We start from the raw sequence: 21,144 nt of genomic DNA, 5'->3' as shown, positions 1-21,144 counted from the left end.
TGAGGGCAAAAATGGAAGTAAATCAACAACGGCTGTCATTAGCGGTTAATAACGCATTGAAAGCCGTACAAAGAGCTAGAATGTCTTACGTTCAGTCGCTAGGCACTGGCAACACTAAAAGGCCTCGAATATGGAATGAGTTTGGCTGGCCTGAAAATCTAAACTTTGATGATTTTTACAGGCTATATGATCGAAATGCGCTAGGCGGTGCTGCGGTTGATAGATACATATCTGGATGTTGGATTGATTACCCTGAAATATTCGAAGGGGACGAAGAGGCAGACCAAGACGGCTCAACTGAATGGGATAAAGGCCTTAATAAGCTACTCAAAAAACACTGGGAACAGGTTGTAGAGGCTGATAAGCGCAATTTAATTGGTAGATATTCTGGCTTAATCATTCAGATTAAAGATAACAGACCCTGGAATGAGCCAGTAGATGCTAGTATTGTTAAAAAACTAAAAGATAAGGCTATTGTTCGTTTAATCCCCGCATGGGAAGCACAGCTTGATGTTAAAACTTGGGATGAAGACCAAGAAAGCGAAAACTACTCCATGCCAACGATGTATTCGTTTACTGAAATGGCAGTGGGAGATGATAGTGACGGGTCACCATCTCGAATAATTGATATTCATCCTGATAGAGTTATAACACTTATTGAAGGTGCTGCTGATGGTAAAATGGCATCCGGCGTATCTTTACTGAGAAAAGGCTACAACAAACTACTCGACATAGAAAAGGTTTCTGGTGGTAGTGCAGAGGGATTTCTTAAAAATGCCAGCAGACAACTTAACTACGCATTCAGTAAAGAAACGGATTTTAATGCACTAGCAGAGGCGTTAGGAACGAATATAGAAGGGCTTCCAGATGCGCTTGATGAGCAGGTTCGACGGCTAAATCAAAGCATTGATGCCTCAGTATTAATGCAAGAAGGCTCGGCAAGCGTGCTTTCTGTTGCTGCTGCCGATCCCGAACCAACATGGCGTACATTGTTAGCTGAGTTTGCGGCATCAATCAACATGCCTGTTAAGGTGCTTATTGGTCAGATTACAGGTGAACGCGCTTCAACTGAGGACATGAAAGATTGGGCTAGAACCTGTAAATCAAGGCGTGAAGGGTTTCTCTCAAAAGTCATTACTGGCCTGATCCACCAATTTGGAAAACTTGGCATTATTGAGCAAAAAGATGAGATAACAGTAAGTTGGTCTGATTTGCTCGCGCCTAGCCAATCTGAAAAGCTGGATAACATGAGTAAGGCTGCTGATGTTGCAATGAAGACGCAAAACTCATTCGGGCGCTCAGTTCTAATGGAGAACGAGATTAGGGCACTTGGCGAGTATCCAACATTGCCAGAATTTGAGAACAGCGAGCCGCCAGAGTCAGGCACCAAAGGAGACCCGTTAGTCGATGATGAAGAATCAAAAGATAGGGTCGCCGATAATACCAAGGAATAAGGCCGACCCAACACAATCAGGACGGCAAGTTAGAAAGATGTTCCGTGATATTGATAATCGGTATTACGAACTCAAGAAAGCACTCAAGCAACTCTTCGACCTGTCATTTGTTGGCAGAGAGAAAACGCAATCACCCACTCAAAGCTACATACTCTCTAAAAACTCACAGGATGATCCTGACACGATTTTTAAGGTTAATGCGGGCGTTTATGTATATGACCTAGCGGAGCGACCCACAGAGTACGCTAGATTCCTTGAAAGACTGCAATCAATACTTGATGACTACCTACTCGAAGGTGGCGACGAGCGATTGTGGGCGTTTGGGTATGTATCTGATGAGTATGAGCGTGGCACCTTGAATGCTTACACTAACTTATCCGTTCAATCCGAAGTCTATGCACAGCAAACAACACTTACTTACCTACTGTCACAGCCTGCCTATCAAAATCAGGTTGCAGCGGCGTTTATCTCTACATATAGCGATTGGCGCGGTCTGTCTGATGCTGCACGCACTGACTTGGCTAATGTTATCGGTACATCGATAGCTAGAGGCATAAATCCACGCGAAACAGCGCGGATAGTTAGTCAGCGGTTAGATGTATCGATGACCCGAGCAAAGGCTATAGCGCAAACAGAGCAAGTAGGCGCACTTCGTAGAGCAAACTGGAACGAAACGACATGGGCTAGTGAAAGGTTAGGGCTGAAAACTGGCATCTTATGGATATCAGCACTTAAGCCAACCACCAGGCCAAGCCATGCAGCACGTAGCGGGAAGATATTTTCTGTTGAGGAAGTGGAGTACTTCTACTCAATCAATGGCAATCGTTATAACTGCTACTGTGCTAATCAACCAGTATTGCTTAATGAAGATGGCACGCTGCATAACCCTAGCATTTTAGACAGGCTCATTCAGTCGCGTGATGAGTGGGAAGAAAAGCTAACAAACAAAGAGGCTGAATAATGGCTGACATTATTAAGAATCAAATAGTTAATGGATTAATCCCTATCTCACATAACGGTCGAATTACCGCCTGCACATCTGATGGAAAAGTTATCGGAGGTATCATTAGCTGTAGCGTTGAAAGCGATTGCCGCGACATTGTGAGAATGACGTTGACTGTCGAAGTTCAAAATCGTGAAGGTAACTTGGTAATAGGTCGATTTAGTAAGGTAGAAAAGCAGGAAATCGAAACAAACTTTTCTTTGAAGTAATCCATAAGAGGCCAACACATGAAGCTATCCAGCATTCATGTTAAATCACTGGCTGTCAATTCCTCCAATATCTCAACTGAAACTATCGATGGTGATGAGCATATCGTCATTCGCGGCGTTGTGCCTGTCATCGATGATGTTGTGATGAATGGGGGCTTATATCCAGCCAGTGAAATTAACAGTAGTTTTAAATCGATGGAGGGGCGGCAGTGTCCATATGGTCATCCTAAAATCGGCACTGATTATGTATCGGCAGACATGCCGCGGGCAGTAAACCAATATCACATTGGGGCATGGGCCGAAAACGTCCGTAAGGATGGCGAAAAGGTCATCATGGATGTGAAAGTAAATCGTCGATTTGCTGATGGCTGCGAGAAAGGGAAGGAATTCTTATCCCGAATCGATGGCATTGTCGCAGGAAACAGTGCTGACCCCATTCATGTATCAACGGGGTTATTGCTACAGCGCGAACAGAACAAAGGCAAGTCAAAGGGTAAAGCCTATACATGGGTAGCCCGAAACATGCAATTTGATCACATCGCTATTTTGCCCGCTTCGGAACCAGGAGCAGCTACGCCAGAAGATGGCGTGGGAATGTTCGTGAATAGTGAGGGTGAGAAGTTAGAAACTGAAGCGACAGAACTCATTGATGCGGCAAACTGCACACAAGAAGGTTTAATCAACAAAGCTAAGTTCTTTTTCGCTAACAGCTCACTTTCGTTTGATGAAATACATTCTGCATTACGTACTGCTTTAAAAGAAGTATACCCAAAAGACGAATGGCCTTATCCAGAGAGCGTCTGGCCTGACAAATTCATCTACTACACGTCAGGGAAAACATACCAACAAAAATATCTCATTGACGAAAACGGCCTAGCCGAACTCGTTGGTGAGCCTATCGAAGTTGTGCGCAAGCCAACAGAGTACGAAGTTAAAACCAATAAGGAAACTAACCCGATGAAAGAAATCATCACGAATGCGCTGAAGGCGAAAGGCATCGAAATAGAAGGTAAATCTGATGCTGAATTACTGGATGCGTACAACCAAATGAACGCCGAAGAAAAGAAAGAGGAAACGCCAGAAGAAAAAGCTGCGCGTGAGAAAAAAGAGAAAGTGGAAAAGGATAAATCCGACACTGCGAACAACAGTGAACTACAGCAACAAATCACAGCCGCTGTAAATGCCGCAATCGCTCCACTTCAAGCGCAGTTAAACGCCAGCGCAGACAAAGAAGTAAATGCTATGCGTGATGCTGTGAAAGCTAAATTCGCCATGTCAGATATCGCGGTTAACGCACTAAGTGGCGACCCACTGAAAGAACTATACGCTCAATGCAATGTATCTCATGGTCTGAATGGTTCATTCCAACAAGCCAATTCATCTCAATCAGTTTCAGATATGCCGGAGTAAAACATGGCGAATAAAAAACGTGTAATTCATGCGGGTGGTGTATTCACTAACCCATTGCTACACCGTGAAGGTGCGGCTGCGGCTGACACTAAAGCGGGTGTTATCGGTTTCTATGATGAGACCACTGCTAAATTCACGCCATCGGTTGATGGTAAAGAAGCGAGCATTTTGTATGTGGCCAACTTTGATTATCTGCGCTGCCAGACGGTTGATGATGCAATCAAAGCGGGTGATTGGGTGGTGGCAATTCAACCAATGCAAGGCCTGTTCTTAAATGTGCGTGCCGCTGCTGGTACCTACAAGAAAGGCCAAGCGGTTATTGTTGCTAATGGTCAAATCACACTGGCAACGGGTGCAGAAGGTGAAGCAGTATTTGCCTATGTCGAAGAAGATTCAGCATTAACTGTGAAAGACGGTGAGCTGGTTCGTGTTGTGTTCAAGTAAGGGGAACTGAATGTTTTATTTTTCAACTAAGAAGGCAACCGAAACCGGAAACCTTGAAGCCAACCAAGCGCAATTCGGTGCGTTGAGTTTAGAGCGTAATTCATCTGCTCAGGCTGTGGCTGACTTTATTTCTCGCGCTCGTAATGTGCCAGTTTTAGATGCCGCTAATGCGGTAGACGATATCAAACGCCTGTACAAAGCGTATGACCAGACTGTGTTAGCTGAATTCCAGCCAAACACTGAATTCACTTTGTTAAACGACCTTATGGGATTATCTCGCTCAGTTCGTATTGATGAGTCGGTCTATGAGTATGCACGTAAAGGTGGCGGCGGTGTGGCTCACACGTCAATGAGTGGGCAGGTCGGTGCATTACTTGAAGCTAGCGCTTATAGCTTCGATGGAACAATGGTGCCAATTCATGATACTGGCTTTAAGTTCACATGGCGTGATCCGATTTTCGGTAAAGGCTCTGCGCTGGCCTCGCTATCTGATGCACAGAAAGACTCTGTTGATACGGTTCGTCGTAAATACCTCGACTTTATTTGGAATGGTTTCCGTGATGCTGCTGGCAACTTTATTGCGTTTGATGAGAAAACCTTTAAAGGCTTGCGTAGTGATGAGCGTGTAGCTCAAGTGACATTGAATATCAATTTCGCAACTGAGCAAGATGGTAAAAAAATCCGCACCGAGATCATCAAACTGCGTGATGTTCTGAAGCTGCAAAACCTGCAATACGGCGAGCAAACTTGGTATGTCTCAGGCGAAATTCTGTCTAACTGGGAATCTGTCTACTTTGATGTTAACCAAACCCGCACCATTCTTGAGGAAATCAAGAAAATCACGGGCATTAAAGACATCAAAGAAGACTATGAGCTGAAAGGTAACGAAGTTCTGATTGTTCCGCTTGGTGCTGGTGTTATCGCTCCTATCGTCGGTCAGGCATTCGGTACTGTTGCAGACCCTCGTCAGTTCTACAACTCAGACTACGTATGGCGCACGTGGGGTGCTGCTGGCCTAATGGTTAAGCAAGACATCGCGGGTCACTTCTCAGTTATCCACGCTAAAGGCGCATAAGGGGGATTCATGGCACTGGTAAAGGTTATTTCAAGTAACTTCTTTGCTGGTGCCGACCTCAAAAAACAAGAGGTTGGCGCTCAGCTGGATGTCTCAGAAGAAACCGCTGAAACATGGCTACGGGCTGGTCTGGTAGAGCGAGTTGAAGAACGAAAACTCGAAGTCGCCACGCCAGAGAAGAAAAAGGGTAAAGGTAAGCCAGATGGTGATAACACTTGATGACGTAAAGCCAATGATAGCCGAGCTTGGGTTTACATTGCCTGATTCCGTGCTGTTGTTGCTACTGGATCAAGTGAATGCAAAATCTGAATGCTTGGCGGCTAACTATGATGAGTCGCTGCAAAAGCTGCTTCTAGTTTACGCAATGGTTCGCCTCGCCTCATTATCTGGCGCTCGAAAGATATCATCACAAGGCGCTCCTAACGGGGCGTCTCGTTCTTTTGCGTATGACTCTGCCGGTACTGATTATCTATTGAACCAGATCCGCACATGGGATAGTGCCGGATGCCTTGCTAATTTGCCATTATCTAGTAAAACGGTGGGCTTTTTTCGGGTGATTGGAGGTGTCTAATGAGTTCAGTTGCAAATTGGGCTTACACCTCATGGGCTACTTTATGGCGGCCAAACGGAAAAGATAAATACGGCAAAGTTACATTCTCTGAGCCGGTTCATTTCCTTTGTGGTTATGGTAGCGAGCTTAAATCTGGAAAGTTGGATATTGGCTCTGAAATCACCATCAAGCTAGTTTTCTGGACTGAATATGCAGATGCTAAAAAAGGTGACTTTATCGCTATCGGTAGGCGCTCAGGCGATCCGTTATCTACTGGTGCTGACGAAATCAAATTCATCAAACGTGATGAAGACTTATTCGAGCATATTGCGGATGACTACACTCTGATAACGGCGGTGTGATATGGGAGCAAAAGTAAGGGGCATTTCTCAGGCTAACGCAAACCTTAGAGCACTTGTTGGTGACATACAAGGTAAGAAAGTGATGAGAGCTATTCAGTCAGCTTTATTGATTGGTAGTGAGCTATCATTCTTATACACGCCGATTGGTGACACTTCAACCCTGATAAACTCACAATTCAGAGAGGTTAAGGTTAACGGAACATTAGTTACTGGTAGAGTTGGTTACTCCGCTAACTATGCAGTTTACGTTCATGATCCTAGAGTTAAACAAAAATTCAGACGCTCAACGGCAAAGAAAGAGTTTCTAAAACTGTCCTTCGAGGAGGCGAGAGCTGATATAGACAGAGCAGTTAAACGGGAGCTTCAAATATGATACATGAGAAGTTTGAAAGCTACTTAAACAGAGGCAACTTACTTGATGGTTTCATTGTTCAATATCTAACGTGGAATGAGCAACCAGACGAAAAGACGCAGCAATATGCTGTTATTCAGCCTGATGATGGTAGCGGTCGATTTGCTGATTTGGGTGCTGATGATTTCGTGACGCTTATTTTGGTATCTGCACAGTATGATCCCGAGCCTGCATTGGTAAGAGCTAATGAAATTCTAAACTTTGTTGCTGAATTCCCCAATGATTGCGAACTCAATTCAATCTACAACTTAGGTGGTCTACCAAGTCCTATACCGACAGAAGAAGGCCGGTTTATTCTTAAACTCTCTTTTCGCTGTACATCTTAAATTAAACACATCTCAACAGGTCGCATAAGCGGCCTTTTTTATTTGCAAATAAAGAGGTTATAACATGGCACAATGCCCTGATGATAAAGGCCTAGTGATGGGTAACGCAGGTATTCTGCGCATTGCAAAAGGTTGTTCTAATCAAAGACCATTACAAAACCAATATATGCGACTAGGTGCGCTGACAAGTAAGTCTACAGACTTTGGTATGGAAACAGTGACATCTAACGCCGATGATACAAAAGGATTGTCGGAGTCCATTGTTACCGGTGCTGATGTGACAATTAGCTTTGATGGTGAATTGAAAAAAGCTGGTGTAACAGGCTCTACTTCTGCTTTTGATATTGCTAAAGAAATCCTTGATGAAGTTAAAGCTGGTCGTCAGCCGTCATATTGGGTGCAGTTAGATATGAAGGGTGATGGAACTGACGTAATCGAAGGTTATATGACTTTCACATCATGGTCTATGGAGTTTCCAACCAAAGAAATTTCCACTTACTCAGGTGAACTGAAAGTTGCTGATGCAGAAACGGTTGAATGGCTACAAGAAGAAATCGTTGTTGAAAGCGTTGCCGTTGAGCCAGCAACTCTGTCTGTGAAAGTGGGTGAAACCAAAACATTTACTGTCAAATTTACACCAACCGATGCGACGAACAAAAACTACACTGCTGTGAGCGATAAGCCGAACTTTGCAACAGTTACTCAGCTTGTGAATGTAGTGACTGTTCGTGGTGTTGCCGAAGGGACTGCAAATGTCACCGTCAAATCAGAAGATGGCGGTAAAACTGCAAAATGCGTGGTCAATGTTACCACTGCTTAATATTACAAAGGGTACTCTCGAGTGCCCTTGATAATATTCAGGAGGGGTTATGACGCCTATTTTAGAAATCGGTGAGATAGTTATCTCTACTGATAAAAAAGATTACTTATTTAGACCATCGTTCATCAATATGATAAGAATTGGTGAGCCTAAACAGATTGTGAGCGCATATGGTCAATTAAATGGCGCAGAGGTACAAGATTTAATTACTCGTGCCGTAATGAATTACAGGGTTATTCCTGAGTGGTTAATAAAGTCCATTAGTAAGCCGACATACGGACGCAATATCCTACAAATGGCAATGATAGTGATGCAGGCGTGTTGTGATGATGACTGTTCTGAAATAATTGGCGAATGGCAATCAGGCAAGCGCGGTATCGTCTATAAAAACGGCAAGATGCTAATCGCTGATATTATCGTTATTGCCAGAGAGTTGTTCACTCACGGAATTATCGGTAAAGCGAAGATCCGCAAGCTTCAACGTAATGAAGGCAAAAACGAATTCTCAGATGAGTTTATGGCAATTGACTATATTAGTTCGGCTCGTGCTCACTTTGGTATGAATCGTGATGAAGCCGAACAATTAACCATGACTGAGTTTCAGATGATGCTTAAAGCTAAATATCCAGATGAGAAAGGCTTCACTAAAGAAGAATACGACAACATCATGAAGCAAGATGATAAGCGCAATGATGAACTTATCAGTGGTAAACGCCGATTGGTTAGCAGGAAGAGAAAGTAACCAAGGGCATCCGTGCCCTTTGTTTTGTGGGTCATTTTTTCTCTTTACTTATTTTTATGTCATATAGATTTTCTAGTAATGAATTATCTCCATCACCTAATTCATCTCTTTTTTTAAGAGCATCTAACAATGAGTTAACAGCTAGCTCTTTTATTTTTTCTTTGTTTTGAAATACAACCATACTAGAGATCATGTCAAACGAGCCCATTAAACTAGCTTCTATGGCATCCTCACTCAAGTCAGGTTGACTATTTTTTATGGCGCTAACTATTCCTTCGCTATCATCAAGAACAGATGCTTTAGTCAGGCTTTTGTTTCTAAGAGACCTTTCCATCAAAGTTATAGCTTCAGCATTTATTGAACGGTTATTTTTTCTCGCTGACTCTTCTATTTTATCTTTAAGCTCTTGAGTTATACGTATATTCAGCTGAACGTCTTTTTTGCTCATTTTGTTTGTCCAAGTTTTAAACCATTGACATGCTAACATTATGCTACTATGCTATCAATGTTAGCAAAATGCTAGTGTATGATAGCAAGGAGATAAGTATGGATTTAGAAGTTATAAAACAGAAGCAGGTACGTATGCCAGAAGATTTGATCTGGAAAATAAAAGAGGCAGCAGTAAGAAATAGACGATCTGAGAATCAGGAAATGTTAATCAGGCTTGAAGGCAGCTTTGATGAGAGAGTAGAAAAGGTAATGAGAGAATGTTTATAAAAAAGAAAACCCCAGTTGCGCTAACAACTGAGGCTTAACATCAAATAAACTCTTTGGGCGAGAATAAATGACATGAATAGTATAACCAAGAATGAACTTACCTTCCAGAATTTCACATTTAATCCAATCGTTGAAAATGGTCAGGTGTGGTTAACATCAACTGAAATTGCACAGGTACTAGGTTATAGCCGTACTGACAATGTAAGTAAATTGTACTCACGTAATTCAGATGAGTTTACTGACTCAATGACAATGACCGTCAATATGACGTTCAACGGAATAAACAATAGCTTACGCAATAAAGTGGTCAGAGTTTACTCACTTCGTGGCGCTCACCTGATTGCAATGTTTGCATCGACTCCAGTGGCTAAAGAGTTCCGTAAATGGGTGCTGGATATTTTGGATAGAAAAGTGGCTGACAAGAAAGATTTACCAGTCGAAAAAGATAGCTCAGTAAGTGCAAACGGATTGTTAGCAAGATTAAGTCTGATTTGTACAACGTGGGATGAAGCTAGAAAGGATATGGAAAACTTCGATCCGAAAATGGCGAAACATCTCAATTCAACAATGAGTATGTTCTTAATGTATTCACAACATATGAAAGGAATAGCTAAGACAAAACAAGTTAGGAGATTAACACATTGATAGGCACTAAAAACAGAAAAGCCAATAGCTGTAACTATCGGCTCATCTTAAACTAAAATATAGGACGTATATTTATGAGTAATAGTATTAGAGTTTTTAACTACAAGTCAAGCAAAGACCAGTTAATCACTGTTTCAGGATTGAAATATAAAGGTAAGCCAGTGTTTCTTGCTGTTGAATTGGCGACTTCGTTAGGGTACACAAATCCATCAAAAGCGTTAAAAGACCATTGTAAGTCACTGATTAAACTTAATTATAACGAATCGTTAGAATTAGGGTTTGATAATCCTAAAGGCGTTATTTTGGCTGGTCAGTCTGATATGTTCCGCTTAATTATGCGTAGCAATCTGCCATCTGCTGAAAATGTTCAAGATTGGGTTTGTGAGCAAGTTTTACCTGAAATTATGGAAACAGGTAGTTACTCAATTAAGAAAAGCCAATCAGGTTTACCTGAATACCGCCAAGCAAGAACGCTGAAAATGTCAGTTGATGCCATTACTAACTTATTCGACTTAATGCCTAACTTGAGTGATGAAGCAAAGCAATGTGTAGCAGCTAATATCGTCAATCCGATTGTTGGGTTTGAAGCCGTTCCTTTGCCAGCACTTGAACAAAAGTATTATACCGCTGGCGAAGTTGGCGAAATGCTTGAAGTATCTGCCAATAAAATCGGACGCATGGCTAATAAACACGGATTAAAAACAGAGGAATATGGGAAATATTTCTTAGATAAATCTGCTTATTCATCAAAACAGGTTGAAGCATTCAGATATAACGACAATGGAGTAAAAGCATTACGACACGCCATTCATGGTGTTGAAGTAGCTTAATCACCCAAGCCAAGGACGGCTTGCTTGAGATCACATATCACGCCTCTTAACTGAGGCTTTTTGCTTTTCTTTGCACCACAAACAGCTAAACTAATAACAAATTAACTAACGAGGATGGTGTTGTGAGGAAAGTGCTGCTTATACTTTTGTCTATATTGGCGGTTATTGCTCTTGCGGGCATTTCGGTTAATTTGATGCCACAAAAGGAAGCTGATAATTTTTATGCGGTTTCTTTTTGTTCAGAGATGACTAAGGTATTAATGAAGAATCCATCTTCTTATAAAATGGATGATTTCCGATATGAAATTACTAAGCTACCTGACGATATTACTACTAAAAAAATAAACAACATGCCTGAACCCGTTAAGGAACTAATGAAAGATGGTCTTGTTAAGTTTGATTCACAAAAAGTATTCATAAATTATGTTGCAAAAAATACATTAGGACAAAATATTAACGGTCATTCTATTTGTTATTTTGACAGAGACTATAATTATGGACAGGAAAGTATAAAAAGAATTGAGCCATACTATTTTAAAATAAATGACCAAATAGTTGGTGATGATGTTGTTTTTTATTCTTACATATCTACTCGTTCCAAAGGTATCCCAGGAGTGTACGAAAGAAAGATAAAATATCTATTTTATAAGATTTTTTAATTAACGATTTATGCATAAGACCCGTCAATTTTGGCGGGTTTTCTTTTTTTAGGAGACTTTAAAATGTCAGAGCAAAATGTTGGCGGTATTGTCTATCAAGTTTCAATGGATATAAAGCCCTTGTTACAAGGTGAAAAAGATGTAAGTAAAGCTTTATCAGAACTAGAGGGTGCAACAGAAAAAACAACGGACTCCTTTAATAAATTAGATAAAACAGCTTCAAGTGTGGGAACATCCTTAAAAATGCCTGAGGTTAATAAGTTATCTAGACAAATGTCAGAATTAACAGGAAGCATTGGTGCGCAATCTGCAAAAACAGAAAAAGCCTCTCAGGTAAATAATAGATTTGCTGGTGTTTTAAGTACTGTATCTGGAACATTTGGTGCGGGTTATGTTAGCAATATCGGCAGTGCCACTAGTCAGCTCGTTCAGCATGCCAAGGCGGCTATTTTAGCCACGCAAGCTGAGCTAGAACACGCTAAGGCGGCTCAGAAAGAAGCGAAGGCACTTCAAGCTGCTGCTTCTCAGCAAGTATTAAATGCGAAAGCTGCAAAAGATGAAGCTCAGAGTAAGCTAGCTTCTGTTAACGTCGAAAAAAGCGCTATCACTGAGATAGAACGCTCTACAGATGCAAAAATTCAGGATTTAGAAGCATTAAGAAAGCGTCAGGCGATGATTGTTAAAGACGCCGAAGAGACTTATCAGATAGCGGCAACTGAAAAGAATTTGATATCCGTAAATAAGGCGAAAAACGCGCTCTATGCCACAGAAAATAAAATAAAGACACAGTTGTCAGTTACTGGCAAAGAGATAGCTGCAATAGAAACTCGTATTGCCGCAGCAAAAGAGGCAGAGGCACTAGCAACTCAAAAACTAAATGCAGCAATCGCATTAGAGCAAAAAGGCAAGGCGACGCTAAAATCCGCAAATGAGGCCGTTGCGACAGCATCAGCAAAAGTAACGCTGGCTACGCAAGCTCAAAGTGTTGCTATGAACGGGTTAAAAAGTGCAATGGCATTGTTAGGTGGTCCTGCTGGTTTGTTTATGCTAGCGGCTGCTGGTGTGTATGCTCTTTATCAGTCAATGAGTAATAATTCATCTATTGATGATTATAAATCAAAGATTAATGAGGCTATTGAAAAACTAGATGAGTTAAATTCAAAACAGATAGTTGCTAGCGCTACAAAGACAGAAATAGTCATTAAAACAAACACAAAAGAAATAGATTCTCTTTCGGAGAAAATAAGATCTACCCTAGCTCAAATTGAGTACATGAAAAAAAATCCAATCAAATGGCGAGAGGATAATTTTGGGAGAGATTACAACACAGTTCTTGAGGAACAACAGCAAAGACTAAAAACCTTACAAGGCAGTCAAGCTGATTTAGAAAATGAAAATAAACGTTACTCTCGCTCACTTGAATTATTAAATAAAACTGAAAAGGAAAGAACAGGTAAGACCGATGAGCAGATAGAAGCTAATGCTTTATATCTAAAATCCGTTGGTGGTTTGAATGAAGCTAATGAGTTATTGCTACAGACATTAGAATCAGGTTCGCCAGTCATTGCTGATATGGAAATCCAAATAGACAAGCTTAAAAAGGCGCTAGAGGAAGCTAAAACCCCTCCTGAAGAAGCCGAAATTGCTATTTCCAATCTTAGAAATGCTTTGAGTGTTAAGTTAGACAATGGTTTTGAGGTTATGCTTCAAAGCATCGAGAACAATGTTACCGCATTAAAAATTGAAATGGAGCAAGGAAAGGATGCGGCAATAAAGTATCGAGCAGAAATTGCTGCCACTCAAATGGGAATGACCGATGAAGGACAAAGAAAACGTTACATACAATTACTAAAAGAAGAAGCAACAGCAAGAGAAAATCTCACTAATAAAAATAAGTCATTAAAATCAAATAATAAAGAAAATAATCACATTGAAGATGCTATTAGAAAGCAACGGCAACAGACTGAATCTCTAAGAAAGGAATTTGAACTACTGAACTCTGGTATGTTTGACATTACCCGAGAGATGGCTGTGTATAATGCCGTGCAGAGTTTAGGTGAGAAAGCAACTAATAAGCAGAAAGAAGCTATTGCTAAAGAAGCATCTGAAATTTTCAATCTCAAGCAGAAAGTTGATGACTTTATCAAGTCGCAAGAAGTTACCCCAGAACTCAAGCTTTCAAGGGCATTCAGACAAGAAGCTGAAGAGCTTAAGCGTATGTTTGATAATGATTTCATTGATGAGGAAACGTTTAAGGCGTTAGGCAATAAAGCAATGAAGGCTTTTGATATCGGCATGGCTGAAATAAAAATAAATGCTACTGTCGATCCTATCGATGAAGTCAAAGGACAATATGACCCTATTCAAGAATTAGCTAATCAGCATGCAAAGCAACTTGAAATGATCCGCCAATTTGAGACCGAAAAAGGTGCTATCACTCAGCGTGGCTTAGAGTTAATGAATGCCGCTAATACCCAGTACGAGCAAGACCGCATGAATGCTCAATGGGAGATATGGCGCAATCAGAGTCAAGCCAATCAATTCTTAGCCGATGGACTAGACGCATTAGGGCAACGTTCTTCTAACGTGCTCACAGGGCTATTAACTGGTACTCAAAACTTAAATGATGCGTTTAAAAATGTAGCCTCAACAATTGTTGATCAAGCGGTTAGTGCTCTGGTTGAAATGGGTATGCAACAAGTTAAGAATATGGTTACTGAAATTGCTATGCGCAAGGCTTCAAATATTCAAGCTGTAGCGGAGGCAACAACTACTGGTGCGGCTATTACAAATGCTATGGCTCCAGCGGCAGCAACAACCAGTATTGCTACTATGGGTTCTGCTGCTACATGGGGTATGGCGGCAATGGCAACAGCAATACCCGCTATGATTGCGCTAGCAGGTGCTCGTAAAAATGGTGGTCCCGTAAATGCTGGTTCAATGTATCGAGTTGGTGAGGGCGGTAAGCCTGAGATATTCAAAGCATCAAACGGTAATCAATACATGATACCTGGTGACAATGGTCGAGTTATTAGTAATCGGCAAATGGGTAAAGGCGGTAACGGTGTCAGCATGGGGGATATGCACTTCACATTCCAAGTTCAGGCACCTAATGGCATCACACAAAAGGAAGCACAACAGATACAGCAAATGGTAAGAGGTACGGTTTATGACGTGCTAGGAACCGAAATGCGTAGTGGTGGTGCTTTGGAAAAATCAAGAAGTTGGTAATTAAGAGAGGTAGTTATGAGTAATCAAGAAAATATGTTAATGATGGATGGTAATGGAGTAATGAAAGATAGCAACGGGAACGTAATAGCTAAAGCAGTAGTGATTAAATCCGCATTAATATCATCTGCGCCATCGATGGAAGATTTAGTAAAAAGAATTGAAGCATTGGAAAAACAGCTCGCTGATATGCAAAAGGCAACGAGCTGTGAAAAAGAGAAGTTACTAAAATTATATGAATGTAAAACTGGTGTTGACGAGGCTTTTTTTAATTCACAAACAACCGTAAGCGATTAAATATTATCCATAAATAATTCAAAGCATTTTTCTATCTCCTCTGAATATATATTGCTAAGAATTTCAGTGTTTGCCGCTTTATCTCTTTGTTTAGAACTATCAATTAACCTTCTTATTATTTCTTTATCATCCTGATTTAGGTTCTTTTTAGCTAATACAAATAACACGGTTTTATGGAATGCAGTCTCTGCTCGTAAAGCTGTAAGATACTGCAACATTGAATCTTCATATGATCCTTTATTATTTTCTGACATTTTAAAATCCTCACACCGAAGTAAGTCAGCCATTCCTTCGGCAAGTTTCTCTGGACTGAATACATAAAATAACCTAATGGATATTTATTAATATCCTGATATTTGATCAGGCGGCTTTGTGTCGCCTTTTTTATTGGAGTAACCAATGGAAGAGTTTAAGTGGCGACCTGAAACGGCTTATCAGGTAGGTAATGAGCCTAAGGTGAAGGTGGCTAAGTTTGGTAACGGCTACGAACAACGAGCTAAAGACGGGATTAACAACCAATTAAAGACCTATCAGCTTTCATTTATTAAACGGGCTGATATTGGAAAACAGATTGATGGGTTTCTTAAGTCTCGAGGCGCGGTTGAATCATTCTTATGGCTAACCAGTGATGATAATTTTAAACGTAAATTTGTCTGTCGTGGCTGGCAGGTAACACCTAGAGCATCGGCATGGCAGATAGATTGCATATTTGAGGAGGTTGTTGCATGAGGGATATACCTCAAGAAATGCGTATAGATGTTGCAGACCTACAGCAAAATGCAATGTTAGATCTGTATGAGGTCGATTTAAGCCGTTTTGGTGGAGATGTTTACCGATTTCATGATGGCATGAATGGCTTATTAAAACCTATTATCTGGCAAGGATTGCGCTATGAGCCTTATCCAGTTCAGGTTACAGGGTTTAGTGTAACAGCTCAGGGTGCATCAGACAGACCAAAAATGACGTTTGCTAACTTTGACGGAATGTTAACTGCTATTAATAACGATTACGATGATGCGCTAGGTGCTATCGTTACTCGCAGGCAGGTTCTAGAACAATATCTAGATGCTGTCAATTTTCCTAACGGAAACCCACAGGCAGATCCAACTAGAGAAGCCGTGCAAAAATACGTTATCGAACAACGAGAAAGTTCAGACTCAGACTTTGTGACATATATATTAGCGCTTCCAACAGAAACAGATAACGCCCTGATACCTAGAAGAGTTATTCAGGCCGATATTTGTTCTTGGCGATACCGAGGATTTGATTGTGGGTATGACGGCCCTCCTGTTGCAGATGAAAAAGACCAGCTGACAACCGACCCATTAAAAGATAAATGCTCTCATAAATACAGCGGGTGCAAATTAAGACATAAGGGAAAAATGCCCTTTGGTGGGTATTTAGGTTCAAATAAATTAGGTTAATCCATGATTGAAAAAGACATAATCGCTCACGCGAAAGCGGAGGGTGCGAGGGAGTCGTGTGGTTTAATTTCGGGCGACAGATACTTCCCTTGCAGAAATATACATTCAGATCCACAAAACTACTTTGAAATAAATCCAAGTGATTGGATGACGGCGGAGTGTTATTCAGACGTTAAAGCCATTGTTCACAGCCACCCTGACGGAAGTCCTTTCTTAAGTTCTGGTGATATATCCATGCAAAGGAAAACAAACTTACCTTGGTGGTTGGTATGTAATGGTGTAATCCATAAGTTCAGGCCAATAGCGCCACTGTTAGGTAGAGAGTTTAAGCATGGTGAGCAGGATTGCTATTCCATTATACGCGATGCTTATCATCTTTCAGGTATTCAGCTAGATGATTTCATTCGCCCTGATGAATGGTGGTACACAGAGCAAAATCTCTATCTTGATAACACCGTTAAGCAGGGTTTCTATCAAGTTGAGGAAGCTCAAGCAGGCGACATGATATTAATTTGTTTAGGCACTTCAAAGCCTTGTCATGCAGCTTTGTACTTGGGTAATCAAGAGATACTGCATCACAGACCAGACCGACTGAGTAAGCGCGATACTTACGGTGGTTACTGGTTTAAATACACGCACAGTATTTGGAGACATAAACAATGGTCAAACTACAGTTTGCAGGCTATTTACGCAAATTTGGACGCAGATTTGAACTTGAAGTAAGCAATGCTGGTGAAGCTTTGCGCTGTCTTTGTTACCAAATTAATGGGTTGAAAAAAGAGATTAACCAAGGTCAATTTCGTGTTCGTATTGCCGGTAATGATATGACCGATAATAATATTTCCGCTGGATTAAATACGATATTAAATGACGGTGATGTTATTACGATCGTTCCTATTGTTGGTGGTGCAAAGTCAGGTGGTTGGTTAGGCATTATTGGTGGTGCCGCTTTAATTGGTGCATCGCTTTTAATACCAGGCGGATTTTTGGCAACAATGACATCGACCGCATTATTTGCCGCAGGTGTAGGTGTGGCCGCAGCAGGATTGGCAACCATGCTAACTAAAACACCGTCAGCACCAAGTATAGAGGGAAGAAACTCTGAAAGTAACCAGTATTTCAGCTCATTATCAAATAGAGTCGGGCAAGGTTATCCAGTTCCTATTTGTTATGGCGAGATGGTTGTGGGTTCAAATGTAATATCACAAGGCTTGGAGACTGTTTAATGGGTAAAGGTGGCGGTGGAGGCAGCACTCCAAGATTGCTCGATGACAACTTAAAAAATAAACAATTTCTTAATGTCATTGATTTAGTTTCAGAAGGGCCAATAGAAGGCCCCGTCGGTGGTATGTCAGGCTTTTTATTGAATGGCACACCTGTTGTAGATAAAGATGGAAATCCTAATATTCATGGTGTTGAGGTTCAATGGCGAGCAGGAACACCAACACAAGAGCCATTAGAGGACTTTCCCTTTGTAGAAAAAGAAATTCCTGTCAATGTAGAGGTAAAAAAAAGCACACCAATTTTACGCACCATTTCAGATCAAGAAACCGACCGAGTTCGGTTTACTTTGGGTGTTTCTGCTCTTTTTAGTCAAGATGATAAGGGAAACCAGTACAATACTACTGTGGAAATGCTTATTGAAGTTAATGATGGTTCTGGTTGGGTGTATGCAGAAACAGCAAAAATAACTGGTAAAATCAGTGGTCAATATTTAGAGTCATATATCATCGATGCCCCTAAAAAGAAACCTTTTCAAATTAGAGTTTCTCGATTAACTGACGATAGTAAGAGTGATTCACTGAAGAATGGCACAGTATGGGCGAGTTACACAGAAATAACGGATGCTAAATTTTCTTATCCTAACTCTGCTGTTGTCGGGATGAAAATTGATAAATCCCAATACGGTGATACGCCAAATCGCACCTATCATATTAAAGGGATGATTATCCAAGTTCCTGATAATTATGATCCAGAAACGCGAGCTTACACTGGCATTTGGACTGGCCGTTTCAAGCCAGCATGGACTAATAACCCTGCATGGGTTTTTTACGATTTAGTGACTAATGAGCGATACGGCATAGGAGAAATGATTGGGTCATTTGGTGTCGATAAATTCGCACTATATGCCATCGCCCGTTACTGTGATGAATTGATTGATGATGGGTTTGGCAACAAAGAGCCTCGCTTTACTTTCAATGCTTATATTACCTCTCAACGAAAAGCCAAAGAAGTGCTTGATGACTTGGCGTCTGTATTTCGTGGCATGCCTTTATGGGACGGGCAGCAGTTAACGTGCTTTCAAGACAGACCGTCAGATCCCGTATGGACGTACACAAACTCAAACGTTATTAATGGCAAATTTAAATATACATCAACAGCGAAATCAGCTCGTCACAACGCTATTGAGGTGTCATGGATAAACCCGAGCAATGGTTGGGGGGAAGAGAGAGAATTTATTCAAGATGACGATCTTATTCAGCGCTTCGGTGCTGTAAATGTCAAGAAAGTCACTGCTTTTGGTTGCACTAGTCGCGGACAAGCTCACAGAGTGGGTAAGTGGATATTACAGACAGAAAAGCTGGAGAAAGATAGCGTTACATTCTCAACAGGAAAAGAGGGAATTAACTGCATCTCTGGCGACATTATTGAAATTGCAGATGATAGCTTTGCGGGAGTGAAAGTAGGAGGTCGGGTTTTATCAGTCAATGGTAGCACTGTTACTATTGATGCGCCTGTAGATTGGGAATATGACGATAAAGGGACATTCTCGTTCTTAGGAACTTCTGGTAAGTTCGAGAAAATAGATATTCAGTCTATCGATAGTAATGTTGTCACTTTGCGTAATATACCTCATGGATTGAAGCAGTATGGTGTATTTTCTGTTTCCAAGAGCGCATTAACTACTAGACTATTTCGTGTGATTTCTATTTCTGAAGATAGTGATGGAAATTATCTATACAACTGCATTCAACATGAACCACAAAAAGAGCGCATTGTTGATGATGGTGCTGATTTTACTGGAATCCCTCCAACACAGAATATTATTCGAATTCCTAATATAGAACGCCTTTCAGTCGCTTATGTTGATGACAGCTCACAGGTTCAGGCTAGAGCCATGTGGATGACGACAACTATCAACAGAAACATTTCATTTAATGTCACTCTCTATCGAAATAACAAGGTAGTGTCTACTGGCAACACAACTGATTTAGAGTATTACTTTAATGGGCTTGCGGCGGGCGACTATCTTGTAGGAGTAAGAGGTAGAGATACCAATGGAATGCTTGGTAATGAATCAAAAGTGCAGATGGTTATTGGTACACCAAACGCGCCTAACTCAATAACTGTTGAATCTGGTTTTTTTGAAATAAAACTCACTCCTCGTATTACCGCACCACACACTATCAGCACTGAGTTTGAGTTCTGGTTTTCTGGTGAAAATAGAATAGCCAATATAAACGAGATAGAGTCAAAGTCTGAATTTTTAGGCCGTGCCAAATTTTGGACTAAAGGGCAACTAAAGGCGGGGCATGATTATTGGTTTTATGTGCGAAGTGTTAATGAATACGGTAAGTCTCATTTTGTAGAAGTTAAAGGACAAGCTGACGACAATACTGAAGCCATTCTTGACGAGTTGAGTGATAAATTCCTGACCGTAGAAGCAGGCAAACAACTCGACCAAAAGCTCGACTGGAATACTGAGTCTATCGCTGAGCTAGTGAATGCCACTTATCAGCTGTCTACTGATTTATTAGTGAGAGATGGTAATGCTCAGGCAGGAATTTCCCACCTTCAACAACTGCGAGTCTCTGATAACGAGGCATGGGCGCAGGAAATGAAACGTGTCTATTCAGCTGTTGGTGATAATAAGTCAGCCATTGAAGAGGCACAAATTTCAATCACTAAGCTTGATGAAGCCTTTGGTCAGCGTTTTACGGCAATTCGTACTGAGATGGATAAAGCCCAAGCGGATATCATTTCAAACTCTCAAGCTATCTCTAAAACCGACAAAGCATTTGCTGAAAATAAGACACAGGTTCAGGCTAAGTTTGATAAACAAGAGGGCATGATACAGGAGAAAATGCAGGCCACGTTTGAGCAATCAGGTGACGGTGTTGTGACCCACTCGATTAATATCACCATTAAACACAATGGCGTGAGTTATAACGCAGCGGGACAGGTGATTAGTGCTCAGGTTAAGAACGGGAAATTAGAATCCTATATCGGCTATAACGCCAATAATTTTGCGTGGTATAACCCTGTAAATGGCAAGATGGAACTGTTTATGTATGCCAAAAATGGGCAACTCTTTATCCGTGATTTATTTATCGAAGATGGGTCTATCACAAACGCCAAAATAGGAAATGTTATTCAATCAAATAATTATGTAGCAGGAAAATCAGGCTGGATAATTAATAAAAATGGATATGTTGAACTTCAAAATATAAAAGCGAGAGGGGAAATAGAAGCAACTTCTGGGCGATTAAAAAACGTTGTTATTGAAGAGAGTTGCGACATTCTCGGTAAGCTAAAG

At 41.0% G+C, this 21,144-nt stretch carries 26 protein-coding genes; 24 read left to right on the top strand and 2 right to left on the bottom strand.

Going from position 1 to position 21,144, the window contains the following annotated elements; translation table 11 throughout:
- Window positions 1–11: 11 nt before the first annotated feature.
- From M983_RS04215 to M983_RS04155, 13 genes are all read left to right on the top strand, one after another.
- Window positions 12–1,454, top strand: a complete 1,443-nt coding sequence (locus tag M983_RS04215) for an anti-CBASS protein Acb1 family protein (RefSeq protein WP_066747663.1) — start codon at window positions 12–14, stop codon at window positions 1,452–1,454.
- Window positions 1,408–2,415: a phage minor head protein gene (locus M983_RS04210; RefSeq protein WP_066747504.1), complete on the top strand. Its 1,008-nt coding sequence runs from the start codon at window positions 1,408–1,410 to the stop codon at window positions 2,413–2,415. The genes M983_RS04215 and M983_RS04210 overlap by 47 nt, the downstream gene beginning before the upstream one ends.
- On the top strand, window positions 2,415–2,666 hold the full coding sequence (locus tag M983_RS04205; protein ID WP_066747496.1) for a hypothetical protein: 252 nt from the start codon (window positions 2,415–2,417) through the stop codon (window positions 2,664–2,666). The genes M983_RS04210 and M983_RS04205 overlap by 1 nt, the downstream gene beginning before the upstream one ends.
- Before the next feature lie 18 nt (window positions 2,667–2,684).
- Window positions 2,685–4,076 (top strand): DUF2213 domain-containing protein, encoded by a 1,392-nt coding sequence (locus tag M983_RS04200; RefSeq protein WP_066747494.1) that lies wholly within the window; start codon window positions 2,685–2,687, stop codon window positions 4,074–4,076.
- 3 nt (window positions 4,077–4,079) lie between these two features.
- The gene (locus M983_RS04195; protein ID WP_066747491.1) at window positions 4,080–4,520 is read left to right on the top strand and encodes a hypothetical protein; all 441 of its coding nucleotides are present in this window, start codon (window positions 4,080–4,082) and stop codon (window positions 4,518–4,520) included.
- A 10-nt stretch (window positions 4,521–4,530) separates the two neighbouring features.
- Window positions 4,531–5,595, top strand: a complete 1,065-nt coding sequence (locus tag M983_RS04190) for a major capsid protein (RefSeq protein WP_066747488.1) — start codon at window positions 4,531–4,533, stop codon at window positions 5,593–5,595.
- Window positions 5,596–5,604: 9 nt separating this feature from the next.
- Window positions 5,605–5,814 (top strand): hypothetical protein, encoded by a 210-nt coding sequence (locus M983_RS04185; protein WP_066747486.1) that lies wholly within the window; start codon window positions 5,605–5,607, stop codon window positions 5,812–5,814.
- On the top strand, window positions 5,798–6,166 hold the full coding sequence (locus M983_RS04180) for a DUF7370 family protein (RefSeq protein WP_066747483.1): 369 nt from the start codon (window positions 5,798–5,800) through the stop codon (window positions 6,164–6,166). Before M983_RS04185 ends, M983_RS04180 begins: the two co-directional genes overlap by 17 nt.
- Window positions 6,166–6,507 (top strand): hypothetical protein, encoded by a 342-nt coding sequence (locus M983_RS04175; RefSeq protein ID WP_066747480.1) that lies wholly within the window; start codon window positions 6,166–6,168, stop codon window positions 6,505–6,507. The genes M983_RS04180 and M983_RS04175 overlap by 1 nt, the downstream gene beginning before the upstream one ends.
- A 1-nt stretch (window position 6,508) precedes the next feature.
- Window positions 6,509–6,880, top strand: a complete 372-nt coding sequence (locus tag M983_RS04170) for a hypothetical protein (RefSeq protein ID WP_066747477.1) — start codon at window positions 6,509–6,511, stop codon at window positions 6,878–6,880.
- On the top strand, window positions 6,877–7,245 hold the full coding sequence (locus M983_RS04165) for a phage tail termination protein (protein WP_066747475.1): 369 nt from the start codon (window positions 6,877–6,879) through the stop codon (window positions 7,243–7,245). Before M983_RS04170 ends, M983_RS04165 begins: the two co-directional genes overlap by 4 nt.
- Before the next feature lie 64 nt (window positions 7,246–7,309).
- Window positions 7,310–8,065 carry an Ig-like domain-containing protein gene (locus tag M983_RS04160; RefSeq protein ID WP_066747472.1) on the top strand — a complete coding sequence of 252 codons (756 nt, stop codon included), beginning with the start codon at window positions 7,310–7,312 and terminating at the stop codon, window positions 8,063–8,065.
- Window positions 8,066–8,114: 49 nt separating this feature from the next.
- Window positions 8,115–8,807, top strand: coding sequence for a DUF6246 family protein (locus M983_RS04155; RefSeq protein ID WP_066747470.1), 693 nt, complete (start codon window positions 8,115–8,117; stop codon window positions 8,805–8,807).
- Window positions 8,808–8,838: 31 nt separating this feature from the next.
- Here M983_RS04155 and M983_RS04150 read toward each other — a convergent pair whose 3' ends face one another.
- Window positions 8,839–9,255 (bottom strand): Arc family DNA-binding protein, encoded by a 417-nt coding sequence (locus M983_RS04150; protein ID WP_157091925.1) that lies wholly within the window; start codon window positions 9,253–9,255, stop codon window positions 8,839–8,841.
- 98 nt (window positions 9,256–9,353) lie between these two features.
- Here M983_RS04150 and M983_RS17265 point away from each other — a divergent pair, with 98 nt between their 5' ends.
- From M983_RS17265 to M983_RS04125, 6 genes are all read left to right on the top strand, one after another.
- The gene (locus M983_RS17265; RefSeq protein WP_167348669.1) at window positions 9,354–9,524 is read left to right on the top strand and encodes an Arc family DNA-binding protein; all 171 of its coding nucleotides are present in this window, start codon (window positions 9,354–9,356) and stop codon (window positions 9,522–9,524) included.
- Window positions 9,525–9,596: 72 nt separating this feature from the next.
- Window positions 9,597–10,169 (top strand): BRO-N domain-containing protein, encoded by a 573-nt coding sequence (locus M983_RS17260; protein ID WP_083954542.1) that lies wholly within the window; start codon window positions 9,597–9,599, stop codon window positions 10,167–10,169.
- A 74-nt stretch (window positions 10,170–10,243) separates the two neighbouring features.
- A complete protein-coding gene (locus M983_RS04140) occupies window positions 10,244–10,999 on the top strand; it encodes a BRO-N domain-containing protein (RefSeq protein ID WP_066747466.1) in 756 nt (251 codons plus the stop codon).
- Window positions 11,000–11,121: 122 nt separating this feature from the next.
- Window positions 11,122–11,658, top strand: coding sequence for a hypothetical protein (locus M983_RS04135; RefSeq protein WP_066747463.1), 537 nt, complete (start codon window positions 11,122–11,124; stop codon window positions 11,656–11,658).
- Between the two features lie 63 nt (window positions 11,659–11,721).
- Window positions 11,722–14,889, top strand: a complete 3,168-nt coding sequence (locus M983_RS04130) for a hypothetical protein (RefSeq protein WP_066747460.1) — start codon at window positions 11,722–11,724, stop codon at window positions 14,887–14,889.
- 15 nt (window positions 14,890–14,904) lie between these two features.
- Window positions 14,905–15,183 (top strand): mediator of RNA polymerase II transcription subunit 21, encoded by a 279-nt coding sequence (locus M983_RS04125; RefSeq protein WP_066747457.1) that lies wholly within the window; start codon window positions 14,905–14,907, stop codon window positions 15,181–15,183.
- On the opposite strand, the gene M983_RS04120 is transcribed toward M983_RS04125, so the two are convergent.
- Window positions 15,180–15,437, bottom strand: a complete 258-nt coding sequence (locus M983_RS04120; RefSeq protein ID WP_066747454.1) for a hypothetical protein — start codon at window positions 15,435–15,437, stop codon at window positions 15,180–15,182. The genes M983_RS04125 and M983_RS04120 overlap by 4 nt on opposite strands.
- A 145-nt stretch (window positions 15,438–15,582) precedes the next feature.
- On the opposite strand from M983_RS04120, the gene M983_RS04115 reads away from it, so the two are divergent.
- The 5 genes from M983_RS04115 to M983_RS04095 all read left to right on the top strand — a co-directional run.
- On the top strand, window positions 15,583–15,912 hold the full coding sequence (locus M983_RS04115) for a phage tail protein (RefSeq protein ID WP_066747445.1): 330 nt from the start codon (window positions 15,583–15,585) through the stop codon (window positions 15,910–15,912).
- Complete coding sequence (locus M983_RS04110; RefSeq protein WP_066747443.1) at window positions 15,909–16,607, top strand: phage minor tail protein L; 699 nt, start codon at window positions 15,909–15,911, stop codon at window positions 16,605–16,607. The genes M983_RS04115 and M983_RS04110 overlap by 4 nt, the downstream gene beginning before the upstream one ends.
- A gap of 3 nt (window positions 16,608–16,610) precedes the next feature.
- Window positions 16,611–17,330, top strand: a complete 720-nt coding sequence (locus M983_RS04105; RefSeq protein ID WP_066747440.1) for a C40 family peptidase — start codon at window positions 16,611–16,613, stop codon at window positions 17,328–17,330.
- On the top strand, window positions 17,267–17,833 hold the full coding sequence (locus M983_RS04100) for a tail assembly protein (RefSeq protein ID WP_066747437.1): 567 nt from the start codon (window positions 17,267–17,269) through the stop codon (window positions 17,831–17,833). The genes M983_RS04105 and M983_RS04100 overlap by 64 nt, the downstream gene beginning before the upstream one ends.
- Window positions 17,833–21,144: TipJ family phage tail tip protein (locus M983_RS04095; RefSeq protein WP_066747433.1), on the top strand; the 3,312-nt coding region annotated here is incomplete at its 3' end. The genes M983_RS04100 and M983_RS04095, both read left to right, overlap by 1 nt.

The sequence above is a fragment of the Proteus myxofaciens ATCC 19692 genome, from assembly GCF_001654855.1.
Classification (GTDB): Bacteria; Pseudomonadota; Gammaproteobacteria; order Enterobacterales; family Enterobacteriaceae; genus Proteus; species Proteus myxofaciens.
This window is presented reverse-complemented; position numbering and strand designations above follow the sequence as displayed.

Excerpts from the sequence above, each read along its gene's own strand:
- M983_RS17265 (WP_167348669.1), top strand. The coding sequence starts at position 9,354 with ATGGATTTAGAAGTTATAAAACAGAAGCAGGTACGTATGCCAGAAGAT.
- M983_RS04180 (WP_066747483.1), top strand. The coding sequence starts at position 5,798 with ATGGTGATAACACTTGATGACGTAAAGCCAATGATAGCCGAGCTTGGG.
- M983_RS04130 (WP_066747460.1), top strand. The coding sequence starts at position 11,722 with ATGTCAGAGCAAAATGTTGGCGGTATTGTCTATCAAGTTTCAATGGAT.
- M983_RS04200 (WP_066747494.1), top strand. The coding sequence starts at position 2,685 with ATGAAGCTATCCAGCATTCATGTTAAATCACTGGCTGTCAATTCCTCC.
- M983_RS04150 (WP_157091925.1), bottom strand. The coding sequence starts at position 9,255 with ATGAGCAAAAAAGACGTTCAGCTGAATATACGTATAACTCAAGAGCTT.
- M983_RS04210 (WP_066747504.1), top strand. The coding sequence starts at position 1,408 with ATGATGAAGAATCAAAAGATAGGGTCGCCGATAATACCAAGGAATAAG.
- M983_RS04170 (WP_066747477.1), top strand. The coding sequence starts at position 6,509 with ATGGGAGCAAAAGTAAGGGGCATTTCTCAGGCTAACGCAAACCTTAGA.
- M983_RS04185 (WP_066747486.1), top strand. The coding sequence starts at position 5,605 with ATGGCACTGGTAAAGGTTATTTCAAGTAACTTCTTTGCTGGTGCCGAC.
- M983_RS04110 (WP_066747443.1), top strand. The coding sequence starts at position 15,909 with ATGAGGGATATACCTCAAGAAATGCGTATAGATGTTGCAGACCTACAG.
- M983_RS04120 (WP_066747454.1), bottom strand. The coding sequence starts at position 15,437 with ATGTCAGAAAATAATAAAGGATCATATGAAGATTCAATGTTGCAGTAT.
- M983_RS04215 (WP_066747663.1), top strand. The coding sequence starts at position 12 with ATGGAAGTAAATCAACAACGGCTGTCATTAGCGGTTAATAACGCATTG.
- M983_RS04190 (WP_066747488.1), top strand. The coding sequence starts at position 4,531 with ATGTTTTATTTTTCAACTAAGAAGGCAACCGAAACCGGAAACCTTGAA.
- M983_RS04195 (WP_066747491.1), top strand. The coding sequence starts at position 4,080 with ATGGCGAATAAAAAACGTGTAATTCATGCGGGTGGTGTATTCACTAAC.
- M983_RS17260 (WP_083954542.1), top strand. The coding sequence starts at position 9,597 with ATGAATAGTATAACCAAGAATGAACTTACCTTCCAGAATTTCACATTT.
- M983_RS04205 (WP_066747496.1), top strand. The coding sequence starts at position 2,415 with ATGGCTGACATTATTAAGAATCAAATAGTTAATGGATTAATCCCTATC.
- M983_RS04155 (WP_066747470.1), top strand. The coding sequence starts at position 8,115 with ATGACGCCTATTTTAGAAATCGGTGAGATAGTTATCTCTACTGATAAA.
- M983_RS04140 (WP_066747466.1), top strand. The coding sequence starts at position 10,244 with ATGAGTAATAGTATTAGAGTTTTTAACTACAAGTCAAGCAAAGACCAG.
- M983_RS04105 (WP_066747440.1), top strand. The coding sequence starts at position 16,611 with ATGATTGAAAAAGACATAATCGCTCACGCGAAAGCGGAGGGTGCGAGG.
- M983_RS04115 (WP_066747445.1), top strand. The coding sequence starts at position 15,583 with ATGGAAGAGTTTAAGTGGCGACCTGAAACGGCTTATCAGGTAGGTAAT.
- M983_RS04125 (WP_066747457.1), top strand. The coding sequence starts at position 14,905 with ATGAGTAATCAAGAAAATATGTTAATGATGGATGGTAATGGAGTAATG.
- M983_RS04100 (WP_066747437.1), top strand. The coding sequence starts at position 17,267 with ATGGTCAAACTACAGTTTGCAGGCTATTTACGCAAATTTGGACGCAGA.
- M983_RS04175 (WP_066747480.1), top strand. The coding sequence starts at position 6,166 with ATGAGTTCAGTTGCAAATTGGGCTTACACCTCATGGGCTACTTTATGG.
- M983_RS04160 (WP_066747472.1), top strand. The coding sequence starts at position 7,310 with ATGGCACAATGCCCTGATGATAAAGGCCTAGTGATGGGTAACGCAGGT.
- M983_RS04165 (WP_066747475.1), top strand. The coding sequence starts at position 6,877 with ATGATACATGAGAAGTTTGAAAGCTACTTAAACAGAGGCAACTTACTT.